This window comes from Sphingomonas adhaesiva (assembly GCF_036946305.1).
In the GTDB taxonomy this organism is placed as follows: Bacteria; Pseudomonadota; Alphaproteobacteria; order Sphingomonadales; family Sphingomonadaceae; genus Sphingomonas; species Sphingomonas adhaesiva_B.
On the sequence record NZ_JAQIJJ010000009.1, the window covers coordinates 93,202 to 104,786 of the forward strand.

The following is an 11,585-nucleotide window of genomic DNA, read 5'->3' on the forward strand; positions in this document are numbered from 1 at the left end:
TTGAACGCTTCCCGCCGTTTTTGTTTCCAGGACATCGACACGCATGGCATCCGCAGCCGACCAGATGGCGCAGAGCATCAGCCTCGCGAAATTCTCGCAGGCGACCGACCTCAAGAAACGGCTGTGGTTCACGATCGGCGCGCTGATCGTGTTCCGCCTGCTGAGCTACGTGCCGCTGCCGGGGATCGACCCCACGCAGCTGAACCTGCTCGCGGAGCGGATGAAGGGCGGCGTGCTGGACTTCTTCAACACCTTCTCCGGCGGGTCGCTGTCGCGCGCGTCGCTGATCGCGCTGGGGGTGATGCCGTACATCACTGCCTCGATCGTGGTGCAGCTCGCGACCTCGCTCAGCCCGCAGCTCGCCGCCATCAAGAAGGAAGGCGAATCGGGCCGCAAGAAGCTGAACCAGTACACCCGCTACGGCACCGTCGCGCTGACGGCGGTGCAGGGCTATTTCATCGCGCGCGGGCTGGAGGCCGGCGGCGCGGTGATCGAGCCGGGGATGCTGTTCCGCGTCGGTGCGGTCATCTCGCTGATCGGCGGCACGATGTTCCTGATGTGGCTGGGTGAGCAGATCACCAGCCGCGGCATCGGCAACGGCATCAGCCTCATCATCATGGCGGGCATCGTCGCGCATCTGCCGACGACGCTGCTCAACCTGCTGGAGGGCGGTCGCTCGGGATCGATGAGCCCGGTGACGCTGATCGCGATCATCGTTGTGGTCGTCGGGCTGATCCTGCTGATCTGTTTCATGGAGCGCGCGCAGCGCCGCATCCTGATCCAATATCCCAAGCGCCAGACGCAGCGGGGCATGCAGGCGGATCGCAGCCACCTGCCGCTGAAGATCAACACCGCGGGCGTGATCCCTCCGATCTTCGCCTCGTCGCTGCTGCTGCTGCCGCTGACGATCACGCAGTTCGCGGGCAATCGCGTGTCGGGCGAGAGCCGCTTCGGCGACGTGCTGATCACGCTGAACCAGTATCTCCAGCACGGCTCGCCGATCTACATGGCGCTCTATGCCGCGGGCATCATCTTCTTCTCGTTCTTCTACACCGCGGTCGTGTTCAACCCGGAGGAGACGGCGGAGAATCTGAAGCGCTACGGCGGGTTCATCCCCGGCATCCGCCCGGGCAAGAACACCGAGACGTATTTCGATTACGTCCTGACGCGCATCACCGTGATCGGTGCTGCGTACCTGACCTTCATCTGCGTGGTGCCGGAATATCTGGTCTCCGCGCTGTCGATCCCCTTCTATCTGGGCGGAACCAGCTTGCTCATCGTCGTGAACGTGACCATGGACACGGTGACGCAGATCCAGTCGCACTTGCTGGCGCACCAATATGGTGACCTCATCAAGAAGTCGAAGCTGAAGGGCGCGCGCCGCCGTTGAGGCGCCGGCTGGACGAGCGCAACGGGACGAGTGACGAGAGGGAGCGGGGCTTCGTGAACATCATCCTCCTGGGGCCGCCGGGCGCGGGCAAGGGCACGCAGGCGCAGCGGCTGGTCGAGGATCGCGGCATGGTGCAGCTGTCGACCGGCGACATGCTGCGCGCCGCGGTGAAGGCGGGGACGCCGGTCGGCGTCGAGGCCAAGGCGATCATGGACGCCGGCGGGCTGGTGTCCGACGCGATCGTCTCCGCGCTGATCGGCGAGCGGCTGGATGCCGGCACCGGCAGCGGTGCGATCTTCGACGGCTATCCGCGCACTGCGGCGCAGGCCGAATCGCTCGACGGGTTGCTCGATGAGCGCGGGCAGCAGCTGGATCATGTGATCGAGCTGGAAGTGGACGAGGATGCGCTGGTCGAGCGGATCGTCGGACGCTTCACCTGCGCGCATTGCGGTGCCGGCTATCACGACACGTTCAAGCAGCCCAAGGTCGAGGGCGTGTGCGACGTGTGCGGCGCGACCGAGTTCAAGCGCCGGCCCGACGACAATGAAGACACCGTGCGGACGCGCATGGCCGAATATCGCGCGAAGACCGCGCCGATCATCCCGATCTACGAATCGCGCGGGTTGCTGCGCCGCGTCGACGGCATGGCGGACATCGCGGTCGTCACCGACGCGATCGAGGCGATCCTCGGCGCGCGCTGAGGCGCGGTACGCCGGGACGGGGCTGGCGCGCCGCGACGACGATCGCGGCGCTGCCGGCCAGGATCATCGACACCATCGTTCCGATCGCGAGCAGCCCGGCGGGCGTGACGCTGACGCCGGCACGCGCGGTGATGTGCGGGGTCGATAGCTCCACATAGGCGCGCTGCGGCTGGTCCATGCCCCCCGAACGCACCGCCTGCGTGTCGGATGCGCGCGCGACATGACGGAAAGTTCATCCGCACGCCACGCGCCCGAGAGGCGCGCGCCGCCATGAAGGGCGTGTCCGAGACGACACGGATCCCGTCGCGCGGCACCTCTCTCCCGGTGTTGTCGCGCGACGAGGCCCCCGCCGGCGGAGGGTGGCTCCCCTCCGCCGGCTCCCCTTTCTCAGCGCCTCCCCAGAAGGGGAAGGGCTTTAGAGGGTTGATCCCTCTCGCCCCTCACGGGCATGACCGCGCGATGGACGCGCTCACCGCCTTCGGCCTCTTCGCCGTCACCTTCATGCTGATCTGCTACGTGCTGGAGGATCGCGCGCCGTTCTGGACCTTCCTGTTCGCGCTCGGCTGCCTGATGGGGTCGGCCTATGGTTTCCTTCAGGGCGCGTGGCCGTTCGGCGCGGTGGAGCTGATCTGGTTCGTCGTGGCGCTCCGTCGCTGGGTCGGCCTGCGCAGCCGGGCGGAACCGCGCGCTTGACAGTGCGTTGGCGCGCGCTTATCCGGCCTTCCTTCCAACCCATCGATCTTCGGCGGCGCACAAGTGCGTCCGCCGCGTTCCTGCGTTCCGCAGGTGCGATTCGGGAGCGGCGGGCGGGAGCGCAATGCGACGAGATGGGGTGCGTGGCAGCCATGCCGCATCCCGTGGAGCACAGGAGGACGTAGTTCATGGCACGTATCGCGGGGGTCAACATCCCCACCAACAAGCGCGTGATCATCGCGCTGACCTATATCCACGGGATCGGTCCGGCCAAGGCCAAGGAGATCACCGACAAGCTGGAGATCGCCGCCGATCGCCGCGTCCAGGACCTCTCCGATCAGGAAATCCTGCAGATCCGCGAGACGATCGACGCGAGCTACAGCGTCGAGGGCGACCTGCGCCGCCAGACCGCGATGAACATCAAGCGCCTGATGGACCTGGCCTGCTATCGCGGCCTGCGCCACCGCAAGGGCCTGCCGGTCCGCGGCCAGCGCACGCACACCAACGCGCGCACCCGCAAGGGCAAGGCGAAGCCGATCGCTGGCAAGAAGAAGTAAGCCGATCAGAAAACCGTCCGGGGGACGGTTTTCCGGCTTACTCCACCGGAGGTAGGTAGATGGCAGTCTGCCTCCCGACCTCCGTATTGAAGATACAGGTCAGGAATACCACATGGCTCAGGCACCGCAGCGCCTTCGTCGGCGCGAACGCAAGAACATCACCGCGGGCGTCGCGCACGTGAACGCCAGCTTCAACAACACCATGATCACCATCACCGATGCGCAGGGCAATGCGATCAGCTGGTCGTCGGCCGGCATGATGGGCTTCAAGGGCTCGCGCAAGTCGACCCCTTATGCCGCACAGGTCGCCGCCGAGGACGCCGGCAAGAAGGCCGCCGAGCACGGCGTCCGCACGCTGGAGGTCGAGGTGAAGGGTCCGGGTTCGGGCCGCGAATCGGCGCTGCGCGCGCTGCAGGCGGTCGGCTTCCAGATCACGTCGATCCGCGACGTGACCTCGATCCCGCACAATGGCGTGCGTCCGTCGAAGCGGCGTCGCGTCTGATCGTTCTTCTTCGCGTGGCCGCTGACGAGCGGTCGCGTCAACTACTCCGGTTCCCCCGCGCTTGCGGGGGTGCCCAACCCCAGGGGACGAGAGCTTGTCTGTCAACGCAAAGAACTGGCAAGAACTGAAGAAGCCCAACCAGCTCGAAAAGAAGAGCGGTGACGGCAAGCGCAAGGCGACCTTCATCGCCGAACCGCTGGAGCGGGGCTTCGGCCTGACGCTCGGCAACGCGCTGCGTCGCGTGCTGCTGTCGTCGCTCCAGGGCGCGGCGGTCACCTCGATCAAGATCGAGAACGTGCTGCACGAGTTCAGCAGCCTGGCCGGCGTGCGCGAGGACGTGACCGACATCGTCCTCAACGTGAAGCAGATCGCGCTGAAGATGCAGGGCGAGGGGCCGAAGCGGCTCCAGCTGTCGGCGACCGGTCCGGCCGCCGTCAAGGCGGGCGACATCGCGGTGTCGGGCGATATCGAGGTGATGAACCCCGAGCTGGTCATCTGCCACCTCGACGAAGGCGCGACGCTCAACATGGAGCTGACCGCGGACGTCGGTAAGGGCTATGTCGCGGCGGTCGCCAACCGTCCGGCGGATGCGCCGATCGGGCTGATCCCCGTCGACGCGCTCTACTCGCCGGTGCGCCAGGTGTCGTACAAGGTCGATCCGACCCGCGTCGGTCAGGACCTGGATTACGACAAGCTGACGCTGACGATCGAGACCGACGGCACCGTCACGCCCGAGGACGCGGTGGGCTATGCCGGCCGCATCCTGCAGGATCAGCTGGCGCTGTTCGTCCACTTCGACGACTCGGCGGTCACGCGTTCGGCACCGGTCGGCGTCGCGGCGCCGGCGGCTGCGGGCGAGGCGACCAGCGACACCGCGCAGATCAATCGCTACCTGCTCAAGAAGGTGGACGAGCTGGAGCTGTCGGTGCGTTCGGCCAACTGCCTGAAGAACGACAACATCATCTATATCGGCGATCTGGTCGGCAAGACCGAGGCCGAGATGCTGCGCACCCCGAACTTCGGGCGCAAGTCGTTGAACGAGATCAAGGAAGTGCTGTCGTCGATGGGGCTGCGTCTGGGGATGGAAATCCCCGGCTGGCCGCCCGAGAACATCGAGGAAGTCGCCAAGAAGCTCGAGCAAGAGATCATGGGTTGAGCCTTCGGCTCAACCCACCTGGTCACCCCGGCCTTGAGCCGGGGTCCCGCTTGATCGGCGGGAAGAGGTAGCGGGACCCCGGGTCAAGCCCGGGGTGACGGTTTTCCGGGTGGCCCCCGTCCCACCTGTCCCGGGGTTCCGTGAGACGGCCCCCTGACGAACGAGAAGGAAGTACCCATGCGTCATCGTGTTGGCGGTCGTAAGCTGCAGCGTACCTCGGCCCATCGTATCGCGCTGTTCCGCAACATGTCGGCCGCGCTCATCAAGCATGAGCAGATCACCACCACCGTCGCCAAAGCGAAGGAGCTGCGTCCCTACGTCGAGAAGCTCATCACGCTGGCGAAGAAGGGCGGGCTGTCGAACCGTCGTCTGGCGCACGCCCGCCTGCTCGACGATGCGCAGCTGGTGAAGCTGTTCGACGTGCTGGCGTCGCGCTATGCCTCGCGCAACGGCGGCTATACCCGCATCATCAAGGCCGGCATCCGCGCCTCGGACGCCTCGCCGATGGCGATCATCGAGTTCGTCGACCGCGACGTCTCGGCCAAGGGCCAGGACTCGGGTCCGGTCATCAACGACGACGAGGATTTCGACGCCGCCGCCTGATCGGCGCGATCGATCGATCCACTAGGGGCCGCGCCAGCGATGGCGCGGCCCTTTTCGTTGTCGGGCGAGCGGGCTGTCCTACAACCATGCACCGATGATAGACGCAGGCCATGTCGCGCCGCGTCCTTCCCGTCGGTCTGTCTGGGGGCGGTGGTGTAGGGGGCGCTCCGCTCCCGACGTGGCGTCAACTTTGTCTACTTCCGGCAGTGGTGGCGGGGGCAGCGCCCCTTCCACCATCGCGCGCCACCCGCTACAGGCCCGCCATGGAACACCCCGACAGCATCCTCATCATCGATTTCGGCAGCCAGGTGACCCAGCTGATCGCGCGCCGCGTGCGCGAGGCGGGGGTCTATAGCGAGATCGCGCCGTTCCAGTCCGCGACGGAGGCGTTCGAGCGGATGAAGCCGAAAGGCGTTATCCTGTCCGGCGGTCCCGCATCGGTGGTGGACGAGGGGAGCCCGCGCGCGCCGCAGGCGGTGTTCGACAGCGGCGTGCCGGTGATGGGCATCTGCTACGGCCAGCAGGTGATGACCGCGCAACTCGGCGGTCGCGTCGACAAGGGCAATTCGGGCGAGTTCGGCGAGGCCTATGTCACCGTCGAGGACAATTGCGCGCTGTTCGACGGCCTGTGGCAAAGCGGCGAGCGGCATCAGGTGTGGATGAGCCATGGCGACCATGTCGCCGCGCTCGCCCCCGGCTTCGCGCCCGTCGCGACCTCGCCCGGCGCGCCGTTCGCGATCGTCGCGGACGAGGCGCGGCGCTATTATGGTATGCAGTTCCACCCCGAGGTGGTCCACACCCCGGACGGCGGCAAGCTGATCGCCAATTTCGCGCGGCATGTCTGCGGGCTGGCGGGCGACTGGACGATGGCGGAATTCCGCGCCACCAAGATCGCCGAGATCCGCGAGCAGGTCGGCACGGGCCGCGTCATCTGCGGCCTGTCGGGCGGGGTCGATTCGGCGGTCGCGGCGGTGCTGATCCACGAGGCGATCGGCGACCAGCTGACCTGCGTGTTCGTCGACCACGGGCTGCTCAGGGCAGGGGAGGCGGACCAGGTCGTCGGCCTGTTCCGTGGCGCGTACAACATCCCGCTGGTGCATGTGAACGTCGAGACGCTGTTCCTGAACGGCCTCGCCGGCGTCACCGATCCGGAGGCGAAGCGCAAGTTCATCGGCAAGACCTTCATCGAGGTGTTCGAGGCGGAGGCCAAAAAGATCGGCGGTGCCGACTTCCTCGCGCAGGGCACGCTCTACCCGGACGTGATCGAGAGCGTCAGTTTCACCGGCGGGCCGTCGGTGACGATCAAGAGCCACCACAATGTCGGCGGCCTGCCCGAGCGGATGAACATGAAGCTGGTGGAGCCGCTGCGCGAGCTGTTCAAGGACGAGGTGCGCGCGCTGGGGCGCGAACTGGGGCTGCCGGAGGTGTTCGTCGGGCGCCATCCGTTCCCCGGGCCGGGGCTGGCGATCCGCCTGCCGGGCGAGGTGACCAAGGAGCGCTGCGACATCCTGCGCAAGGCGGATGCGATCTATCTGGAGGAGATCCGCAACGCCGGCCTGTACGATACGATCTGGCAGGCGTTCGCGGTGCTGCTGCCGGTGCGGTCTGTCGGCGTGATGGGCGACGGGCGGACCTATGACAGCGTGCTGGCGCTGCGCGCGGTGACCTCGACCGATGGCATGACCGCGCAGGCGTTCCAGTTCCCGGGCGATTTCCTGCCGCGCGTCGCGACGCGGATCGTCAACGAGGTGAAGGGGGTCAATCGCGTGACCTACGATTATACCTCGAAGCCGCCCGGCACGATCGAATGGGAGTAAGCCGCGCCGCGGTTTACCCTCGTCGGCTCAGCGCCGCGGCTGATCGTCGCGAACCGACAGCAGCGCCTCGACCCGGTCGAGCACATCGCGCAGCGGATCGCCGTCGCCGGGCTGGATCCGCGCCATCGTGCGCCGGGCACGCTGCAGTTCCTCTCGCATCTTTTCTGTTACTACCATGACGGCTCTCCAGTCCCCCTGAAGTCCATCCCGGAATATGACCGGAAAAGGTAAACAATTCGTTAAGTCCGGGGAACAAGCGCGTATATTCAATCGGATGCGGTATCGGGCGGTGATAGATCACCGTCGTGGCGGCCATGGGTATCGGCGCGGACATGGCGACACCGCCATCCGGGTTGACGCCGGTTGCCGTCGCCGCCGATCGCGGTCATCATCCTGGCATGAGCATCTCGCTGGCCGATGCGCGGCGCAGCGCCCTGATGGCGCAGGGCTTCGGCCGGTCGCCGCCCCCGCGCGCCACCGCGGCACATATCCACAAGGTGGCCGGTCGTACTGGCCTGTTCCAGATCGACAGCGTCAACGTCCTCGCCCGTGCGCAATACCTGCCGGCCTTCTCGCGCATCGGCGGCTATGACAGGTCGCTGCTCGAACGCGCCGCCTGGGGGCCGAAGGGACAACGCCGCTTCTTCGAATATTGGGCGCATGAGGCATCGTTGCTGCCGCTCGACCTTCATCCGCTGCTGCGATGGCGGATGGCACGCGCCGAGCGGGGCGAGATCGGTTATCGCGCCCTGCGCCGCTTCGCGACCGACCGTCGCGGCGAGGCGGACGCGGTGCTCGCCCGCATCGCGGCCGAGGGGCCGCTGACCGCCGCCGACTTCGAGAATGGGGCGAGCCGCAGCGGCTGGTGGGAATGGAGCGACGTCAAGCACGCGCTGGAATGGCTGTTCTGGTCGGGCCGCATCACCACCGCGACGCGGCGCGGCAGCTTCGCGCGGGTGTACGACCTGCCCGATCGCGTCCTGCCGCCCGCCGTCCTCGCGCTGCCGACGCCGCCGGTCGCCGAGGCGCAGCGCGCGCTGGTCGAGCGTAGCGCCCGCGCGCTCGGCATCGCGACCGCGGCCGATCTGCGCGATTACTACCGGCTGCGGCCCGAGGAGGCGGATCATGCCATCGCCGATCTGGCGGACGAGGGGGTGCTGGTCCCCATGCGTGTCGAGGGCTGGAGCCAGAAGGCGTGGCGGCATCGCGATGCGCCGCCGCCGCGACGCGTGCGCGGCGCGGCGTTGCTGGCGCCGTTCGACCCGCTGATCTGGGAGCGCGGCCGCACCGAGCGGCTGTTCGGCTTCCGCTACCGGATCGAAATCTACGTACCGCGGGAGCGGCGAACCCATGGCTATTACGTGCTGCCCTTCCTGCTGGACGAGGCACTGGTCGCGCGGGTCGATTTGAAGGCGGACCGTCACGCCGGCGTGCTGCTGGCACATCGCATCACGCTCGAACTGGGAGCGCCCGACGACACGCTGCCGCGGCTCCACGCCGAATTGGCGCGGATGGCGAACTGGCTCGGCCTGTCGGACGTGCGCGTCGGCGCGATCATCCGCGCGCTGGCCTGAGCCGCCGCCAAGTCGCTCTCGACATTCCGTGCCACCCTGCGATCTATCGACCCCACGACCCTCAGCTGATCCGGCGTTCGCGCACCCACCACAGCAGCAGTGCCGCCACTCCGGCAAAGAGCGCGAGCAGCAGCATCGCGCGCTCCTGCGATGCCAGCGCCGCGGCGACGATCGCCATACCGGCCAGCCCAAGCGCGCCGTCCCACCTGGCGCCCAGTCGCACCAGCGCGGCGCCGGCCAGCGCATAGACGCACAGCATCACCACCACCGCCGCATTGATCGCGATCGTGAACTGCCGCCCGATCGACGGGTCGGCGATCGCGACGATGACGAGCGTCAGCATCACGCCGCCCGCGACCAGATGGCGCGCCATCGATCCGGACGGCCGCGCCTCGCGGGCGAGCGCCAGCCGGCCCGATTCGGTGGTGAGCAGCACCCAGCCACCCAGCGTTCCGCTCGCCTTCAGCGCGGCGCACCATGCCACGATCGCACCCAGCACCGGCGTGCCCATGCGGGCCGCGGCATCGGCGAAGGGCGCGGACGATCCCGCCAGCGCCACCGCCGGCAGGATGCCGGTCAGCGCGGTACAGGCCGACAGATAGATGGCGGCGGCGAGCAGCACCCCGCCCAGCGTCGCGATCGGCAGCGTCCGCGCCGGATCGCGCACCACGCCCGCGGCGAGGCAGGCGCTTTCCAGCCCCAGGAACGCCCACAGGATCAGCACCGTCGTCGGCACCAGCGTCGCATGCCCGTCCTGCCCGCTGACGTTCCACGATGCCGCGAAGATCGCGGGATCGAACCAGAACCAGCCGACCGTGGCGATCGCCAGAACCGGGACCAGTCCCAGCACCAGCGTCCATCCCTCCAGCCGCGCCACCAGTCGCGGTCCGGCGAGGTTGAGCGCGGTGAACGTCCAGATCACCGCCACGGTGCACGCCGTCGCCGCCGCGCCGTGGCGCAGCACCGGCACCACCGCCTGCAGATAGCCCGTTACCGCCAGCGCCAGCGCGACATTGCCCAGCATTCCCTGCAGCCAGTAGAGCGCCGCCGCGACGAACCCGGTGCGCGTGCCGAACGCATCGGTGATACTGGCGATGAAGCCGCGCTTGCCGCCGGGCAGTGCGACCAGCCGGACGAAGACGCCGGCGAACACGAACGCCGCGACGATCGCCGCCCCCCAGGCGAGGATCGCGATCGATCCCACCTGTCCCAGGCTGGCCGGCAGCAGATAGACGCCGGAGCCGATCATGCTGCCCGCCACCAGCATCGTCGCGGGTAACGGCCCTAGGTGTTCAGTCCCGGCATCTGGTGGATCGGATTGACGATGAACCGGTCTGGCTCTGACGTCCAGATCTTGGCGATGTATTCGTAGGGTGTGAGGCCGCTGAGCGTCTTGAGCCGGCGAGCAAAGTTGTAGGCAGCCATGAAGTCGGCGAGGTGCGTCCGGAGCTGGTCGTGGCTCTCGTAGTGGAAGCGTTTGACGGTCGCCTCCTTGATGGTGCGGTTCATCCGCTCGACCTGTCCATTGGTCCAAGGATGGTTCGGTTTGGTGAGCCGGTGCTCGATGTCGTTTGCCTCGCAGATCATGTCGAAGCGCATCTGGCGCGACCAGGCGGTGTTGCGGTTGCGCGGCTGCTCGGCGAACTGAATGCCATTATCGGTCAGGATCGTGTGTATTCGGTACGGCACGGCCTTCAGCAGATGTTCGAGGAACTCCCATGCTGTGCGCCTATCGGCCTTATCGACCAGCTGGGTGACGGCGAACTTGCTGGTGCGGTCTATGCCAACGAACAGATAGAGCTTGCCTTCGGCAGTCTGCACCTCGGCGATATCGATGTGGAAGAAACCAATCGGATAACGCTTGAAGCGCTGACGCTTGGGCTTGTCGCCCTCGACATCCGGTAGCCGTGAGATGCCGTGCCGCTGAAGGCAACGGTGCAGCGCTGACCGGGTCAGGTGCGGTAGCGACGGCTGCAGGGCGTAGAGGCAGTCATCCAGGGGCAGCAATGTGTGGCGCCGGAACGCCACAACCATCGCCTCCTCCGCCTCGGTGAGGGTCGTTGAATGAGGGGCCTTCGGCCCCGTCTTCAGGTCCTCGACCGTCGCCCTCTTGCGCCACTTCGCGACCGTCTTCGGGTTGATCCCCAACTCACGGCTCAGCGTCGCGAGCGAAGCTTGCGATCGCTGTATTGCTGCTCGGACGGCGTGCGTGGTCGTGGCGCACCCATGACGTACCTGTCCCATGCGGCTTCCTTCCATTCCAACGAAAGGATCGCACCATCAAACCGTGGGATCAAACAGCTAGCGCCAACAGGGGTCAGTCGAAAGTGACCACCGCTTGGTAGTCGCGGATCGTAGCGCGAAGGTGATGCCCGCGTCCTCTCGATTGAGGGGAGGGGAGGGCGGAATCATCAACATAATCGCTGGCAGACAGCCAAGCCGACTGTGAGATTCCGGTGTGAGACAAAGGTGCCATTTGCACCACTAAGCTATTGAAAAGCCTAGAATGGTGACCCCTACGGGAATCGAACCCGTGTTTCAGCCGTGAAAGGGCCGCGTCCTAACCGCTAGACGAAGGGGCCGTCGGGCGTG

At 67.0% G+C, this 11,585-nt stretch carries 13 protein-coding genes and 1 tRNA gene; 9 read left to right on the forward strand and 5 right to left on the reverse strand.

The annotated features are described in order from the left end of the window. Positions 1-43 precede the first annotated feature (43 nt). Positions 44-1,390, forward strand: coding sequence for a preprotein translocase subunit SecY (gene secY, locus PGN14_RS14885; RefSeq protein WP_335300369.1), 1,347 nt, complete (start codon positions 44-46; stop codon positions 1,388-1,390). A gap of 53 nt (positions 1,391-1,443) precedes the next feature. Beyond that, positions 1,444-2,091: an adenylate kinase gene (locus PGN14_RS14890; protein ID WP_335300370.1), complete on the forward strand. Its 648-nt coding sequence runs from the start codon at positions 1,444-1,446 to the stop codon at positions 2,089-2,091. Here the strand turns inward: PGN14_RS14890 and PGN14_RS14895 are convergent. Further along, positions 2,054-2,269 (reverse strand): hypothetical protein, encoded by a 216-nt coding sequence (locus tag PGN14_RS14895; RefSeq protein WP_335300371.1) that lies wholly within the window; start codon positions 2,267-2,269, stop codon positions 2,054-2,056. The two genes, PGN14_RS14890 and PGN14_RS14895, sit on opposite strands and share 38 nt — an antisense overlap. A 281-nt stretch (positions 2,270-2,550) precedes the next feature. Between PGN14_RS14895 and PGN14_RS14900 the strand changes: the two genes are divergently transcribed. The 6 genes from PGN14_RS14900 (at position 2,551) to guaA (ending at position 7,419) form a co-directional block, all read left to right on the forward strand. Next, a complete protein-coding gene (locus tag PGN14_RS14900) occupies positions 2,551-2,784 on the forward strand; it encodes a hypothetical protein (protein ID WP_335300372.1) in 234 nt (77 codons plus the stop codon). A 188-nt stretch (positions 2,785-2,972) separates the two neighbouring features. Further along, the gene (gene rpsM / locus PGN14_RS14905; protein ID WP_335300373.1) at positions 2,973-3,341 is read left to right on the forward strand and encodes a 30S ribosomal protein S13; all 369 of its coding nucleotides are present in this window, start codon (positions 2,973-2,975) and stop codon (positions 3,339-3,341) included. A gap of 112 nt (positions 3,342-3,453) precedes the next feature. Next, positions 3,454-3,843, forward strand: a complete 390-nt coding sequence (gene rpsK / locus PGN14_RS14910; RefSeq protein ID WP_066486290.1) for a 30S ribosomal protein S11 — start codon at positions 3,454-3,456, stop codon at positions 3,841-3,843. Positions 3,844-3,937: 94 nt separating this feature from the next. Then, positions 3,938-4,999 carry a DNA-directed RNA polymerase subunit alpha gene (locus PGN14_RS14915; protein ID WP_335300374.1) on the forward strand — a complete coding sequence of 354 codons (1,062 nt, stop codon included), beginning with the start codon at positions 3,938-3,940 and terminating at the stop codon, positions 4,997-4,999. 177 nt (positions 5,000-5,176) lie between these two features. After that, positions 5,177-5,602: a 50S ribosomal protein L17 gene (gene rplQ, locus PGN14_RS14920; RefSeq protein ID WP_335300375.1), complete on the forward strand. Its 426-nt coding sequence runs from the start codon at positions 5,177-5,179 to the stop codon at positions 5,600-5,602. Positions 5,603-5,865: 263 nt separating this feature from the next. After that, a complete protein-coding gene (gene guaA / locus PGN14_RS14925) occupies positions 5,866-7,419 on the forward strand; it encodes a glutamine-hydrolyzing GMP synthase (RefSeq protein ID WP_335300376.1) in 1,554 nt (517 codons plus the stop codon). 27 nt (positions 7,420-7,446) lie between these two features. Here guaA and PGN14_RS14930 read toward each other — a convergent pair whose 3' ends face one another. After that, positions 7,447-7,578, reverse strand: coding sequence for a hypothetical protein (locus PGN14_RS14930; protein WP_335300377.1), 132 nt, complete (start codon positions 7,576-7,578; stop codon positions 7,447-7,449). Between the two features lie 239 nt (positions 7,579-7,817). Between PGN14_RS14930 and PGN14_RS14935 the strand changes: the two genes are divergently transcribed. Further along, positions 7,818-8,993, forward strand: coding sequence for a winged helix-turn-helix domain-containing protein (locus PGN14_RS14935; RefSeq protein WP_335300378.1), 1,176 nt, complete (start codon positions 7,818-7,820; stop codon positions 8,991-8,993). A gap of 61 nt (positions 8,994-9,054) precedes the next feature. On the opposite strand, the gene PGN14_RS14940 is transcribed toward PGN14_RS14935, so the two are convergent. The 3 genes from PGN14_RS14940 to PGN14_RS14950 form a co-directional block, all read right to left on the reverse strand. Continuing rightward, positions 9,055-10,254 carry an amino acid permease gene (locus PGN14_RS14940; protein WP_335300379.1) on the reverse strand — a complete coding sequence of 400 codons (1,200 nt, stop codon included), beginning with the start codon at positions 10,252-10,254 and terminating at the stop codon, positions 9,055-9,057. Between the two features lie 23 nt (positions 10,255-10,277). Then, the gene (locus tag PGN14_RS14945) at positions 10,278-11,237 is read right to left on the reverse strand and encodes an IS481 family transposase (protein WP_335300380.1); all 960 of its coding nucleotides are present in this window, start codon (positions 11,235-11,237) and stop codon (positions 10,278-10,280) included. Between the two features lie 263 nt (positions 11,238-11,500). After that, a tRNA-Glu gene (locus PGN14_RS14950) sits at positions 11,501-11,575 on the reverse strand. Between the last annotated feature and the right edge of the window lie 10 nt (positions 11,576-11,585).